At 50.1% G+C, this 15468-nt stretch carries 12 protein-coding genes; 7 read left to right on the plus strand and 5 right to left on the minus strand.

What is annotated here, in order from left to right:
- Nucleotides 1–584 precede the first annotated feature (584 nt).
- The 5 genes from ptrR (at nt 585) to CLR69_RS07305 (ending at nt 4831) form a co-directional block, all read left to right on the plus strand.
- Nucleotides 585–1457 (plus strand): putrescine utilization regulator PtrR, encoded by an 873-nt coding sequence (ptrR, locus tag CLR69_RS07285; RefSeq protein ID WP_129711479.1) that lies wholly within the window; start codon nt 585–587, stop codon nt 1455–1457.
- Nucleotides 1458–1568: 111 nt separating this feature from the next.
- Nucleotides 1569–2690 carry an S-(hydroxymethyl)glutathione dehydrogenase/class III alcohol dehydrogenase gene (locus CLR69_RS07290; protein WP_165324954.1) on the plus strand — a complete coding sequence of 374 codons (1122 nt, stop codon included), beginning with the start codon at nt 1569–1571 and terminating at the stop codon, nt 2688–2690.
- A 39-nt stretch (nt 2691–2729) separates the two neighbouring features.
- Nucleotides 2730–3575, plus strand: a complete 846-nt coding sequence (fghA, locus tag CLR69_RS07295; RefSeq protein WP_129711480.1) for an S-formylglutathione hydrolase — start codon at nt 2730–2732, stop codon at nt 3573–3575.
- Between the two features lie 180 nt (nt 3576–3755).
- Complete coding sequence (locus CLR69_RS07300; RefSeq protein WP_129711542.1) at nt 3756–4400, plus strand: glutathione S-transferase family protein; 645 nt, start codon at nt 3756–3758, stop codon at nt 4398–4400.
- 218 nt (nt 4401–4618) lie between these two features.
- Entirely contained in the window at nt 4619–4831 is a 213-nt protein-coding gene (locus CLR69_RS07305) for a KTSC domain-containing protein (RefSeq protein WP_039350901.1), read from the plus strand.
- 41 nt (nt 4832–4872) lie between these two features.
- On the opposite strand, the gene CLR69_RS07310 is transcribed toward CLR69_RS07305, so the two are convergent.
- On the minus strand, nt 4873–5961 hold the full coding sequence (locus CLR69_RS07310; protein WP_129711481.1) for an oxidoreductase: 1089 nt from the start codon (nt 5959–5961) through the stop codon (nt 4873–4875).
- Between the two features lie 260 nt (nt 5962–6221).
- On the opposite strand from CLR69_RS07310, the gene CLR69_RS07315 reads away from it, so the two are divergent.
- Both CLR69_RS07315 and CLR69_RS07320 read left to right on the plus strand, forming a co-directional pair.
- Nucleotides 6222–7733 (plus strand): sugar ABC transporter ATP-binding protein, encoded by a 1512-nt coding sequence (locus tag CLR69_RS07315; protein ID WP_129711482.1) that lies wholly within the window; start codon nt 6222–6224, stop codon nt 7731–7733.
- Between the two features lie 71 nt (nt 7734–7804).
- Nucleotides 7805–8725 (plus strand): ABC transporter permease, encoded by a 921-nt coding sequence (locus CLR69_RS07320; protein ID WP_242451635.1) that lies wholly within the window; start codon nt 7805–7807, stop codon nt 8723–8725.
- Between the two features lie 384 nt (nt 8726–9109).
- On the opposite strand, the gene CLR69_RS07325 is transcribed toward CLR69_RS07320, so the two are convergent.
- The 4 genes from CLR69_RS07325 to yieE all read right to left on the minus strand — a co-directional run bounded on the left by CLR69_RS07325 (nt 9110) and on the right by yieE (nt 15463).
- Complete coding sequence (locus CLR69_RS07325) at nt 9110–10099, minus strand: 2-hydroxyacid dehydrogenase (RefSeq protein ID WP_129704353.1); 990 nt, start codon at nt 10097–10099, stop codon at nt 9110–9112.
- 422 nt (nt 10100–10521) lie between these two features.
- Nucleotides 10522–12666 carry a TonB-dependent receptor gene (locus tag CLR69_RS07330; RefSeq protein WP_129711484.1) on the minus strand — a complete coding sequence of 715 codons (2145 nt, stop codon included), beginning with the start codon at nt 12664–12666 and terminating at the stop codon, nt 10522–10524.
- Between the two features lie 313 nt (nt 12667–12979).
- Nucleotides 12980–14455: an amino acid permease gene (locus tag CLR69_RS07335; RefSeq protein WP_129704349.1), complete on the minus strand. Its 1476-nt coding sequence runs from the start codon at nt 14453–14455 to the stop codon at nt 12980–12982.
- Between the two features lie 135 nt (nt 14456–14590).
- Entirely contained in the window at nt 14591–15463 is an 873-nt protein-coding gene (gene yieE / locus CLR69_RS07340) for a DNA-binding transcriptional regulator YeiE (RefSeq protein ID WP_129704347.1), read from the minus strand.
- Between the last annotated feature and the right edge of the window lie 5 nt (nt 15464–15468).

Genomic DNA, 15468 nt, shown 5'->3' on the forward strand with positions numbered 1-15468 from the left:
CATTAGTTAGAGTTATTTTCCTTTAATGACAAAAAGATACACTTCCTTACAATAACGATAAGGTATTTCTAATACACATTAACATTATCGGCACTTTAGCCGGGCACTTTACGCCCTTACATCAACAAATGCGATCAAAATGAAGAAATGCGATAGTTTTTGGCTATTGCTTGGTTACAACTATTTACCTATACATTTAACTGTTTATTTTAATTATCTATTTATTTCCCCTCTTCTGCTATTGTGTCAGGGAAGATACGAATTTATTTTTCTGTGATTATTCTTATTTTTTATCCCGTTCTCTTTTCTTAGAGAATATGTCCTATTTGCTGTAATAGGTAATTGCGGTGCTATTAATTCAGAGCGCGATCATTTCATCGATTTCTTTCCTTTCTAAATCCAGATATTAATCCTGATGATAATTACGCCCGTAATTTTCATCACTCATGCATGTTTCATACCGCCAGATTTAGGTTGTGTTCACCATCAACGTGCTCTAAGCCAGTTGCGAAATGCACAGCTTGCCGCTACACTTCACAAAAAATGAATAATCAAACGTTAGTTCATTACAAAAAGAGAAAGATATGGATTTGACCCAACTCCGCATGTTCTGCCTCGTCGCCGAAACGGGATCCGTCGCGCGCGCCGCAGAGCAGCTTCATCGGGTGCCCTCAAATCTGACCACGCGGTTACGCCAGTTAGAGCAGGAATTGGGCACCGATCTGTTTATCCGTGAGAAACAGCGTCTGCGTCTGTCGCCGATTGGTCACAATTTTTTATGCTACGCACAGCGCATTCTGGCGCTCAGCGAGGAAGCGATCAGCATGACACGTACGGGGGAGCCTGCGGGCAACTTCGCGTTAGGATCGATGGAAAGCACCGCAGCAACCCGCTTGCCCACGCTATTAGCGGCTTATCATCTGCGTTACCCGAATGTCTCGCTGTCCCTAAATACCGGCACGTCAGGAGAAATCATCGAGCGCGTGCGGGCAGGAACGCTGGCAGCGGCGTTAGTTGATGGCCCCGTCGTGTACGATGAACTGAATGGTTGCTCGTGCTTTGCGGAGCGATTAGTGCTGATATCCGACCCTGCACACTCGCCGATTACACATGCTCGAGATGCCAGCCACGATACGCTGTTTGCCTTTCGCCCCAGCTGTTCCTACAGAAAGCGCCTGGAGAACTGGTTCCGTCAGGATGGTGTCGTCCCTGCTACCATCATGGAAATCCACTCATATCACGCCATGCTTGCCTGTGTGGCCAGCGGCGCTGGGCTAGCCATGTTGCCGTATACCGTCCTCGAATCGTTACCTGCTGGGGCACGCGTTCAGGTACATGAATTACCCCCCGACATCGCAGCCGCCTCAACCTGGCTAGTCTGGCGGCGCGACGCTTTCGGCCCCAATGTCGAAGCACTTAAAAAACTCATTATCGAGCAGTCCACTCAGCCGGAATGAGCATTTATTTTCAGTGAACGACCATTTTCAATAGAGGCGACCCAGTGATGAACACTGCGCCCTATCATTCAACTAACAACCAATAACGGTATGCCATTAGGAGTATCCACCATGCAAATGATTAAAACCCGCGCCGCCATCGCCTGGGGTCCAAACCAGCCACTGTCGGTTGAAGAAGTCGATCTGATGCCACCTCAGAAAGGTGAAGTGTTAGTGCGGATCGTCGCTACTGGCGTATGCCACACCGATGCCTATACGCTGTCTGGCAAAGATCCTGAAGGCGTGTTCCCGGCGATTCTTGGCCATGAAGGTGGCGGGATTGTGGAAGCCATCGGGGAAGGCGTAACCAGCGTCGCCGTTGGCGATCACGTCATTCCGCTTTATACCCCGGAATGTGGTGAATGTAAGTTCTGTCGCTCCGGCAAAACAAACCTATGTCAGGCTATTCGCTCCACGCAGGGCAAGGGTCTGATGCCAGATGGCACCACCCGTTTCTCCAAAAACGGCCAGCCAATCTTCCACTATATGGGAACATCCACCTTCGCAGAACACACCGTCGTGCCTGAAATTTCACTGGCGAAAGTGAATAAAGAAGCGCCGTTGGAAGAAGTCTGCCTGTTGGGCTGTGGCGTTACAACTGGCATGGGTGCCGTGCTGAATACGGCAAAAGTTAAAGCAGGCGATACGGTTGCTATTTTCGGCCTTGGCGGCATTGGTTTGTCGGCGATTATCGGTGCCCACATGGCCGGTGCCGGACGCATCATTGGTATCGATCTCAATACCAGCAAATTCGACCTGGCACGTAAACTGGGTGCCACCGATCTGATCAATCCGAAAGACTACGATAAGCCAATTCAAGACGTGATTGTTGAGCTGACTGATGGCGGCGTGGACTTCTCCTTCGAGTGTATCGGTAACGTTAACGTCATGCGCTCCGCGCTAGAGTGCTGTCATAAAGGCTGGGGTGAATCCATCATCATCGGCGTGGCGGGCGCAGGCGAAGAAATTGCAACACGTCCATTCCAACTGGTCACTGGCCGTGTATGGCGTGGTTCTGCTTTCGGCGGCGTAAAAGGCCGTAGTGAACTGCCAGGTATTGTCGATCGCTACCTGAAAGGTGAATTCCCGCTGAATGACTTCATCACCCACACCATGGGGCTGGACGACATCAATACGGCATTCGATTTAATGCACGAAGGCAAATCGATTCGTACCGTGATTCATTTCGATTAATTGCGCCACTGTCAGGAATAGAAAGGAGGCTTTACAGCGATGAACTCATCACTGGAACTGCTGGAAGAACACCGTATGTTTGGCGGTTGGCAACAGCGCTACCGCCATGTGTCAGAAACGCTGAACACCGCCATGACGTTCAGCATTTATCTGCCACCGACACAGGATGACACCCCGCCGCCCGTGCTTTACTGGCTGTCTGGGTTAACCTGCAACGACGAAAACTTTACGACGAAAGCAGGCGCACAGCGCGTTGCCTCCGAGCTGGGTCTGGTGCTGGTAATGCCGGATACCAGCCCGCGCGGCGATGATGTTGCGGATGACGCAGGGTACGATCTGGGTCAGGGTGCGGGATTCTATGTGAATGCCACGCAGGCTCCCTGGGCAACACACTACCGGATGTATGACTACATCAGTACCGAATTACCGGCGCTGATTCAGCAGCATTTTAACGTGAATAGCCGCCAGTCTATCAGTGGACATTCGATGGGCGGCCACGGCGCGCTGATGCTGGCGCTACGCAACCCAGAGCAATTTCTGTCTGCATCAGCATTCGCGCCGATCGTTAACCCAAGCCAGGTTCCATGGGGGCGTAAGGCGCTTACCGCTTACCTCGGCGACGATGAAACGCAGTGGTTGCAGTATGACAGTTGCCATTTGCTGGCAAACAGTCAGAAGAAGCTGCCAATATTGGTCGATCAGGGCGATTGCGATCAGTTCCTACCCGACCAGTTGCAACCAGCAAAGCTGGAAGAATTGGCAAGCCTGTATGCGTGGCCGCTGACGCTGCGGACACAATCCGGCTATGATCACAGCTATTTCTTCATCGCCAGTTTCATCGAAGATCACCTGCGCTTTCACGCACAGTATCTGTTTGAAGAATAGTTGTTCGCATGATAGTTGTTCAAATAATGGTGCTATGCTCATCTAGCTGATAACAGCACTCGGGGACAATTCGCTTCCCGAGTGCTATTTCCCTTCCCTGTTACAGCAAATCTCAGTAAAACAGTCACACACCTGCCCCGTGCTCAATGACGGAACCAAAACAAACAAAAAGGAAACATGATGATACACGTTCATCACCTCGAAAAATCCCGCTCAACTCGCGTGACCTGGCTGTTGGAAGAACTGGGCGTTGACTATGAAATTATTCGCTACGCACGTGATCCAAAAACCTTTAGCGCACCAGCGTCGCTCAAGCAGATCCACCCGTTAGGCAAATCGCCGGTAATTACCGATGGTGAACTGACGATTGCCGAATCTGGGGCCATTGTGGAATACCTGATTGAGACTTACGGCCATGGCAGGCTTCGCCCACAGAGCGGACAAGCGTTGCTGGACTATCGCTTCTGGCTACATTTTGCCGAAGGTTCGCTCATGCCGCTTATGGTGATGCGTCTGGTATTAGCGAAAACAGAGTCCGCACCGATGCCGTTTTTCATCCGCCCGATAGCACGAAAAATTGTGCAAAGTATTGAGCAGGCCTTTATTGTGCCGCGATTGAGCACTCAGCTTCAGTTCATCGAACAATATTTGAGTAAACAAGACTGGTTTGCTGGAGAGTCGCTCAGCGGTGCCGATATACAAATGGCAGTACCGCTGTTTTTAGCGAAGAACCGACTGGACTTCAACCGCTACCCGCATATCCAGCAATACATTGAGCGGATAGAAAGCCAACCGGCTTTTCAACGGGCTCTTGCTCAGGATTAACAATACGATCGAGAATCATCTCATCGATGAGGAATAACAAACTGGTTGATAGGCGACAGAGCAGGAATTCTGTGAGCGTTTACTGATTATTCATGAGCTAATGAAGATATGCTGCGGTTTACCCCGATATATTTCGAGCTATAACACGATATGGCTAGAGCGCTCGAAAGGTGGTATACCGTCAGGATGCGGCATTGATACGTTTGGAGTGATTAATTTTGCAGAGAAAACGAGTTTCATCAACAGAGTTGTTTTCGGTCGGGTACGATGCAGAAAAAAGTCAGTTAGAAGTCGAATTACTGAATGGAAGCATCTATCTGTATAGCGGCGTAGCACGCATGATTTATGAAGAGCTGATGGCAAGCAAAACAAAGTACCGTTACTACGCCAGCTATATCAAAAATTCATTCCCCTACGAGAAAACACAGTAGTTGTTTAAGGGCGGAGATATTCTCCGCCGCTTCCCAGTGATTTACTCCCCGCTCACCTCAACGGCGTTAAATGCTGCCAGCAAGACCTCTTCATTTAGCGCCAACGGCAGATAATGAATAGATTCCCCCGCTTGCAAAGTGCGTGCAATCACGGCCTGAAGCGCCGTGCAATCGCGAATATCCACATCCAACTCAGCCAACGATGTGGGTAAACCAAACACGTTGAACGCCGCTTTCAACTGGTGCAATGTTGCGTTGTCGCCCAATAAGGCACTTTGTACCAGAATGCCATAAGCCACTTTAGTACCGTGCAGGAAGCGTTCGGTTTGCGGCAACACCGTCAAGCCGTTATGAACCGCATGCGCAGCCGCTACGCGAGTGTATCGTTCTCCCAGACCGCCAACCATGCCGCCCCCGGCAATGATCGCATCCACTACGTCCAGAAAATCCTGCGTCAACTCACCACGTTTGACGGCCTCTAACGCAGCCGCACTTTGTTGCAACAATACATTGCGGATATCCAGTGCAGTCTGTAAGCCCAGACGAACGGAAAGCGGTAGCGTTTCAGGTTGGGGGCTGAGAACGACGGCTTCATACCACTTTGCCAGCGTATCACCGACCCCTGCCAGCAGGTATTCCACCGGCGCTGCGAGCATAATACGCGGCTCCACCAGCACCAGATGGTTGGCATCGGTAAAAATTTCAAAGCGCAGGGCCTGGCCGGCATCATTATACCAGACGGACAGCGGCGTCCAGGCCGCACAGGTTGCCGCAATAGTCGGAATGGCCACCAGCGGTACGCCGATATGACGTGAAGCGACCTTCGCGGTATCCAGTACCGCCCCGCCGCCGACACCAATGACTACCTGACATTCCTCGCCCGCATGAGCCACCAATTTTGCGACTTCCCCCTCGCTACAATGCGCACCAAATTGAACGCGTCGAGCTGAAGGTGCCTCGAATTCGGCCGGAAGATAGGAGCGAGCCGCAGCGATAGCACGCTCACCGTAGATCCACAGCGCGTTTTTCAGCACCTCTGGCGGGTAAAACTCTAGTAACTTATCGATAGCACCGGGAAAAGAGAAATAGTTGGCAGGGCCAACCTGTACGCGAACGGTCGTGGTGTGCATGTTTGAACATTCCTCACCGCCCCTTATCTTGAGCGCGGCTATTATCTTATGTTTGTCTGGTAGATGAGTCTCTACCTTGTTGATAATTGCATCTTATTCACTTGCCTTCGGCAGATTAAGAACTTTTTTATTTAATTTATGCTTTTTCGTTCATAGCCCACGGCGCTCAAACTCGTGAAGCTGTATTAAATTTTCTGGGATATATGCTACCTTTCTTTTCCGTTATTTCATGACCCTGACCGCCAAGAGCGTTACCGACCATGACCTCACCCCCTCAAAGCCGACTGGAAATGCACAACATTTCCATCTCCTTTTCTGGTTTCCACGCCCTCAAGCAGGTGAATTTCACACTGGAAGGTGGTTCGATTCATGCCCTGACTGGCGCAAACGGTGCAGGTAAATCCACGCTGATGACGATCCTGTCAGGCGCTTACGATCACTATCAGGGCGACATTCTGATTAATGGCAAACAGGTCGATGTTCATTCACCGCGTGACGCCAAGCGGTACGGCATTCATCTGGTACAGCAGGAAGTCGACGTCGCGCTGGTTCCCACACTGTCCGTGGCAGAAAACATTATGCTGGATACGCTAGCGCAGGACGGGCATCTGCTGAGTTGGTCGCAGATATATCGTCAGGCACAGGCGCTGCTCGATCAACTTGGCGTCCACCTTAATGTCCGTCAACGGCTTGATACCTGTTCGCTGGCGGAGAAACAGCAAATTTTGCTCGCCCGCGCATTATCCCACGAGTGCCGCTTCCTGATTTTAGACGAACCCACCGCTCCGCTGGATCAAGCTGAAAGCGCGCGCCTCTTTCAGGTCGTGCGTCGCTTACAGGCCGATGGCATCGGTATCGTGTTTATTTCCCACCGTATTCATGAACTGAGCGAAATCTGCGATACGTTGACCGTCCTGCGTGACGGTGAGTTTGTCAGCAGCGGCGCAATGCAAGGGCTGAGTGGAGAAGAGATTGTAGAGAGAATGCTGGGGCACCGGCTTGATGATATCTTTCCACCACGCCGTACCGAACCTTCCGAAGAGACGCTGCTTCAGGTCACGGGTTTGCACGACGAGACATTGCTCCACAATATTTCGCTTACGCTGCACAAAGGGGAAATTTTGGGCATTGCCGGGCTGGCGGGTGCGGGTAAAACCGAGTTGTGCAAAGCGCTATTCGGCGCGGAGCCCTGCCAGATCGCACAGGGAGAATATCGTGGCAAACCCTGGCGACCTCATTCGCCTCACCACTCCGTCGAGCAAGGTCTGGCGCTGGTTCCTGAAGAGCGACGCAAGGAAGGCATTTTTATTGATGAATCCGTCACCATGAATCTCAGTATCACCGCAACCGATAGCTTTTCCCGCTGGGGGATATTCAGCCGTGGCAAGGCATTGCGCTGGGCAAAACAGATTGTTGAGCGGCTTGCGGTTCGCACCACCGGCCCGGTGCAAAAGCTAGCGCGCCTGTCGGGTGGGAATCAACAAAAAGTCGCCATCGGCAAGTGGCTACGCAGTGAAGCACACGTGCTGATTTTTGATGAACCCACCAAAGGCGTCGATATCAAGGCCAAACAGGACCTGTTCACACTGATTGACGGCCTAGCCCGACAGGGCAAAGGCATTATTTATGCATCGGGCGAGTTTTCCGAACTTGTCGGACTCTGCGATCGCATCTGCGTGCTGTGGGATGGCCGCATTGTCGCAGAGCTGAATGCCGCTGAGATTGACGAAGAAACCCTACTTTTATATTCAACCGGAGGAACTCCCGCGTGAGTCACCCACTTTCATCTAACGGGGCGCTCCCCTTCCGTCACCACGTTTTCGAGTTTCTCTATAAGTGGGGCATGCTAATTACCGTTGTCGCGTTGATTACCCTCTTCGGGCTGGCGTCGGATAACTTTCTTGATCCGTATAACATCATCAATATTTTGCGCTCTATCGCCATTGTCACGGTGATTGCGATTGGTGTCTCTATTTCACTGTCGGTAGGCGGATTTGACCTTTCCGTAGGATCAACCGCGTCGCTGGCCAATGCACTGGTTATCTCCCTTTTTGTCTGGCACGGATTCGGTACCACTGGCGCGATTGTCCTGACACTCCTGCTGTGTACGCTGGTCGGGCTATTCAACGCTTTTCTCATCGTCGTGCTGAAGATTCCCGATATGCTGGCAACGCTTGCCAGCCTGTTTGTTATTCAGGGTGTCGCGATGACCTACAGCTATGGCGGTTCTATCACGCAGAATATGGTGTTGCCCAGCGGTGAAATGGCGGAAGGCGTCATTCCTGAGTTCTTTGCCACGCTGGGTCAGGTGCCCGTCATTGTTGTTATCATGCTGGCGGTGACGGTATTGGTGCAGTTGTATCTGTCCCTTACCAAGCACGGTCGCCGGATGTATGCCATTGGCGGCAACCCGGAAGCCGCTCGTCTGGCTGGCATTCGCACAGCGCGTTATCGGGTACAGGCATATGTGTTCTCTTCATTACTCGCCGCGCTAGGCGGGATCTTACTCGCATCACGCATCGGTTCTTCACAGGTCAATGCTGGCGGCGGCTACCTTATGGATGCCGTTGCCGCAGCCTACATCGGTTTCTCTCTGGCGGGATCCGGCAAGCCGAATGCGTTGGGTACATTGCTCGGTGCGGTTATTCTGGGCGTCTTGCAAAATGGCCTGGTTATGCTTTCAGTGCCTTATTACGCCATGGATATCATCAAAGGTCTGGTTCTGGCGCTCGCACTGGCGATGACGTATATCCAGAAACGCTAATACCTCTTCGCTTCCGCCCCAGTCAGATGAATGGGGCGGATTCTCAACGCCCCATCAATCCTTTCTCCCATTACGCTTTAAATAGGCTTTAATCGCAGACGAAATTAACCACCACGCGATACTATTTACATTTGTTATTATTTACAGGTAAATATTTCCAATAAAAAACAAATGTAGGAATAATCACAAAGAATACATGACTGCTTTAATACTGAGGTATCACTCTGTTCATCTTCACTGGATATAAAAAGTTAAGCAGACAATAGATTACGAAAGATTCAATCTAGTCAAACGTTCAATTTTGATAATGAATTAAAATTGATGAATATCATATTTTCGTTGCCGGGTAATATTCCCTCATACCCGGCGAAATCAAATTACACCTTATTTGTGTCCATTCTGCTGGGCATACTCATCAATATTCTCAATCGTCTTTTCCATCAACAATTGCAGCGATGAGGCGGATGTCCAGGAGATATGCGGAGTAATCAGAAGATTAGGCAGGGTTTTCGCCGCGATCATTAATGGATTATCTTTTTCCGGTGGCTCCTGCGTCAGGCAGTCTAGCGCTGCACCAGCAATTCCACGCAGGTGCAATGCCGATGCCAGCGCGTTCTCATCAATCAGCCCGCCTCTGGCGGTGTTAATAATAAACGCGGTTGGCTTACACAATGCGAGCGTCTCCGAATTAATCAGATGCCGCGTATTCGTATTTAGTGGGCAGTTGAGTGAAATGACATCCGCCAGTCGCAGAACTTCCTCAAACGGCAGGTACCCGGTACGACACTGTGATACTCCTCGGTGTTCGGCAAAAATCACCTTCATTCCCAGCGCCTGGGCCAAACGCGCAACTTCCCGCCCAATCGTCCCTGCGCCGATGATACCCAGCGTAGACCCCGCAATGTCCTTGACCGGGTGATCGAAGTAAGAAAATTGTGACTGACTGACCCAGCGATCGCCCAGCTGATCGCGATACCATGCCATAAGGCTGTGCTTCAACGCGAACATCATGGCAATAACGTGCTCGGATACAGCTTGTGTCGAGTATCCCGGTACATTTTTGACCGTGATCCCCAGTTCTTTTGCTGCGGTAAGATCGATATTGTCAGTCCCTGTTGCCGTTACGGCAATCAGCTTCAGCGTAGGCAACGCGGCCAAAGTATCTCGTGTTAATAGGGTTTTATTTGTGATGATAACGTGGGTGTCTTTGGCTCGGGCGATAACTTGATCGGGTGAGGTATGGTTATATTCAATCCATTCATGGCGGCATTGTGGACGCCTAAAACTCGTCTTTTTCAGGAAAATGGTTTCAGGCAGTGAGCCTTTATCCAAAAAGGTAATTTTTAACATCATCGCGCCCTGGTTGCTATTCATACACTGATGTCCGATTGCAGATATCAAGAGTTCCGCAGTCGACAATCACGACAGGTATGCTCATAAAAAATAATGAATCGAATTCTCTGTATGACACAAGACAACGAACGTATTAATAACGCTGCACTTCCTGCCTCATTGAAAATCCATCACTCCGTAACGTGAAGCGTAGTCAGCATTAAAGCAATTAACAATACCTAATATAATGAATTTCATTCATCGACATTCTTATCGTCGATATTCAGAAATATCACAAAAATAGGGCAACAAAGCATGATGAAAATAGAAAAGATCAATGTGTGGTGAAGAAAAAGGCGGAATTAGCAAAGCGGAGTGAAGCAGAAATATGGATGAAAGAGTCTGTAGAGCAACATGTTAACACCCCGAAACGGATGAACATCCGCTTCGGGGAAAGACGACAATCAGAAGTTAACGTTGACTGACATCCAATAGTTACGGCCCGGAGTGACATAACCTGTCGTAGAACGGCTGGAGTCAAAGTAATCACCAGCGTAGTATCCGTTATACGATTGTACTTGGGAGAAGTCCTTATCCAGTAAATTGTTTACCGTACCATTCAGAGTAACATCTTTCGTCACTTTGTAAGAGGCGCCCAAATTCATCACCGTCCACGCTTTCAAGTTGGCACCGCGCGCATTATACACCAGCTTCTCATCATCACTCAGATTGGCATAATTGCTGAGAAAACGCGGGGTTTTGCCATGATATTCGGCGGCCAACCAGGTAGCCCACTGCTCGTCAATTTGCCAGTTCAGGCGAGCATTCGCCATATGCTTAGCGGTGTTAGTGAGTGCAGCGCCGGGATTATCCCCACCGATTTGTTCACTGCGTGTATAGGTATAATTCAGTCCCAGCGTTAATTCTGGAACAACCACAGGGAAAGACGTTGCGAATTCAACACCCTGAGTTCTGGCTTTACCAATGTTGCGGCTAGAACCAACGCTTTCCGTAACCACTCTACCATTTGGCAACGTTATTCTATTGCTGCTAATCGTATAGCTATCAATTTTGTTTTTGTAATTGTTCACAAAACCGGTGATGTTGGCTTTTACGTTGGCGGCATTCTCATAGTACAGCCCCGTCTCAAAGTTGGTACTTTCTTCCGGCTTCAGGTTAGGATTACCTAGAACCGTCGACCAGCCATTCCCCGCAACGCCGCTGACGCCATTATGTAACTGTGCCAGAGAGGGGGTTTTGTAACCCGTGCTGACACCACCTTTTACCGTCCAGTCGTCTGCGACATTCCATACCAGATAGGCGCGCGGACTCAAGTGACCACCGAAGCTATCGTGTTTCTCATAGCGAGCACCTAACGTCAGAGACAGCGGATCGAGTAACTGCCAGTCATCTTCTGCATACAGCGACCAGCTTTTTTGTTCGAACGTTTCACCACTGTTTGCCAGCACGATGCCATCTTTGAGGCGTGCATCCCAGAATTGTCCGCCGACCGTTAGCAGATGATCCTCTCCGACTGGGGACACCAGCATGGAATCAAATATAGTGTTGGTATTTTTCAGTTCACGATCGCGACCAGAAAGGCTTGCATTGGCGGTATTCAATACGCGTGGTGTTAGCAGTCGTCCCTTGTTCTCGGTCACTGCATATGACAGATTTGAGCTCCAACGACCAAACGAGAGGTCGGTATCATGGCCAATGGCCAGTTTATTACGCTCAAAGCGCAATTCATCGAGGTATCCACCGCCACCAACACCAATCGGGCCCAGTTGGCTACTGCGGTTATCGTAAGTCTGACGTGATATATCGCCATCAACCCACAGCGTATTGGCGTCGCTGGTTTTAAAGTTCAGCTTCCCACCAACAGTGTAGTTATCAGTCTTGGTCGGGAACGGAACACGCGTGTCACCCGTCCCGCTCAGTGAGGTGATGCTTGATCCCTGACGATGTTCCACATTACCGCGCAATGCCAAACTAAATTGGTCATTCACCAACGGGCCGGAGGTATAGAAACCCAGCGTGGAACTATCGCCCCATTTACGATGTTCTTGCACCGTATGTGACAGATTAACGCTGCCACGCCACTGCTTGCTGTCTTTCTTGGTGATAATGTTGACCACACCGCCAATCGCATCGGAGCCATAGAGTGTCGACATTGGCCCGCGAATCACTTCAATACGCTCAATGGCTGACAACGGCGGCATCACCGCCGTATTCATGGTGTCAAAACCATTCGGTGTTGTATCTCCGCTGGCATTCTGACGTACACCATCGATCAGAATTAGGGTGTAACTACTAGGCATACCGCGGATGCTGATATCCAGTCCACCGGTTTTGCCCGTTCCGCTGCGGACATCAACGCCTTCCACACCGCTTAGCGCTTCTCCCAAATCGTGATAACTTTTTTGAGAGAGTTCCTCTTCGCTAACGACAGAGATGGAAGCTGGCGCATTCGTCAACTTTTTCTCATAACCACTCGCGGTGACTACCAGAACATCATCACTACCTGCCGCTATCGCCGCGTTTGCTGCTGTTGCCGCTAATGCCAGAGCCACTGCATTTTTGAGATTAATCAGAGAATTTCCGTTCATGATTCCTCGTTATTTTATTGAATTTTTTTTGCGAGAAATAGTGTAAGGGAATGCATATAAACGTAAATGATAATTATTAACATTTTTAATTTCGTTTAACTGCGGTTTATAAATGCCAGTTTTCCTCGTTCCAACACGCAGAAAAAGCAGGATAAAAAGCGTTCTGGAGAGATTACGCTGAAACAATCAAATTCAAAATATTTGATATAAAAATGGAATATTGACGAATAAAAACGCCGCTGATAAAAATTTTATCGGCGGCGTAAAAGAGATGACAAGCTAAAAGCAGATTTCGGTAACAGAGTTCTCGTGATTAATCTTTATGGTCCGGGAACGTCATATCCTGATACTTGATGAAGCACGTTCCACGAGACAGCTTATAGCCGAACCAAATCAGCAGGAACAAAGGAATACCGATGTATGTAGCCGTGACGCCATACCAGTCGATTTTATCTTCCAGAAATGCCTGATAATTCTGCCCCAGCGTGATAATCAGGCAGAGAACAAACGCAAAGATCGGACCAAGCGGGAAGAAACTCGATAAATAAGGCAAGCGGCTCAGGTCATGACCTTGCATGACATAGCCGCGACGGAAGCGGTAATGACTGATCGCAATCCCCAGCCAGGCAATAAAGCCGGTCATACCAGAGGTATTCAGCAGCCACAGGTAAACCGTTTGGTTGCCATATAAAGAAGATAGGAAACACAGCGCCGCCACCACGGTTGTGGCATACAGCGCATTACGCGGTACGCCACCTTTTGACAGCTTAGCGAAAATACGGGGCGCTTTGCCTTCCGATGCCAACGTAAACAGCATCCGCGTAGAGGCATACATGCCGGAGTTACCTGCCGACAACACCGCCGTCAGGATGACCGCGTTCATGACGGCAGCAGCAGACAGCAGACCCGCATTCTCAAACACCAGCGTGAACGGGCTTACCGTAATGTCTTTAACATCATTACGCAGCAGGTTCGGGTCGGTATACGGAATGATTAAGCTGATAATCAGAATCGCGAAGATGTAAAACAACAGGATACGCCAGAAAACCTGACGAATCGCACGGGGTATATTTTTACCCGGATCCTGAGACTCCCCCGCCGCCACGCCGATCAGTTCAGTCCCCTGAAAAGAGAAACCGACGATCATTGCGACCCCTATCATCGCGGAAAAGCCGCCCGCAAAGGGCGCATCACCGATTTGCCAGTTGTGGAATCCCGCATTTTCCGCACCGCTCATGATCCCCGTAATCATCATCACGCCAACGGCAATGAAAATAATGACTGTCGTCACTTTAATCAGTGAGAACCAATACTCGGCTTCGCCAAACCCTTTCACGGAAATATAGTTAAGCAGGAACATCAGCGCCAGGAACAAAGCGCTCCAGATCCAGCCAGAGACTTCAGGGAACCAATATCCCATCACCAGTTGCGCGGCGACCAAATCGACCGCAATCGTCACCGCCCAGTTGTACCAATAGTTCCAGCCCAGTGCAAAGCCGAAACCTTCTTCAACATAGCGAGAACCGTAGGTAGAAAATGAACCGGACACCGGCATGAACGCCGCCAGTTCGCCCAGGCTGGTCATCAGGAAGTAAACCATCAGTCCAATCAGGGCATAAGACAGGAGTGCGCCACCGGGGCCTGCTTGTGAAACCGTCGCACCAGAGGCGACAAATAACCCGGTTCCAATCGATCCGCCAATCGCGATCATCGTTAAATGCCGCGCTTTTAGTTCACGGCGCAGGGTCGGTGCGCCCTGGGTAGTTTGTTGAATATCGTGCTGAGCCATTGTTATCCTGCATGCTCGTGCTAAAAATCGAGGCGGGATTGTAGCAAATAGCGTTGTGCAGGATAGTTAAGATCGTCGAGTTATAAGAGAGCTTAATAACTCGCGCCCGATTATTAGCAGCAGAAAATATTTTCGCTATGGCGTTTCACAGCAATAACTCAGGAAACGCTGCAATACATTTGAAAGATGTTTCTGTCGATGATGTACCAGATACAGCGTCCGCGTAAGTTTAGGTAACGGCACCTTCAGTTCCACCAGCGATCCTGACGCCAACTGTTCAGCAATGACATGCCGCGATAGGCAGCTGATACCAATCCCGTGACGAACCGCATGTTTAATCGCCTCTGAATTACCCAACTCCATCACCAGATGGAAATGTGACAGGTGCGTCAACAGCAGATGATCTAGCACCTCTCGCGTACCTGAACCGCGTTCACGCAGGATCCAGTGCGCATCCGCCAGCGCTGCTAATGATACCGTCCCCCGACTGAGCGGATGTTCAGGAGAACAAAATACCACTAGCTCATCCTCCAGCCAGGGCTGCGTAATCAGATCTGGGTGATGGCAAGGCCCCTCGATCAAGCCTAAATCGACACTGAATTCGGACACTCGGGTGATCACATCTTTGGTATTGCCAACATGCAATTCCAACGGAATTTCAGGGTAATCATGGCGATAGCGTGCAATCATCGCGGGCAATAGATAGTTGCCGATGGTACTGCTGGCATAAATACGCAGTGCGCCATTATCACGCCGGAAGAGCTGCTCAATTTCTATCGATTGCTCAAGCAATGCCAGCGCCTTGGGGTACAGCAGACGGCCATGCTCATTCACAACCAAACGTTTACCCACGCGGTCGAAAAGTTGAACACCCAACTGCCCTTCTAAATCCGCCAGAGCGGCGCTGACTGCCGATTGAGAAAGTGAAAGCACAACGGAGGCCTGTGTCGTTGAACCACTTTTCAGTACTTCGGCAAAGACTTCCAGTTGACGTAACGTGATATGCATAGTGC

The sequence above is a fragment of the Pectobacterium zantedeschiae genome, from assembly GCF_004137795.1.
GTDB classification, from domain to species: domain Bacteria; phylum Pseudomonadota; class Gammaproteobacteria; order Enterobacterales; family Enterobacteriaceae; genus Pectobacterium; species Pectobacterium zantedeschiae.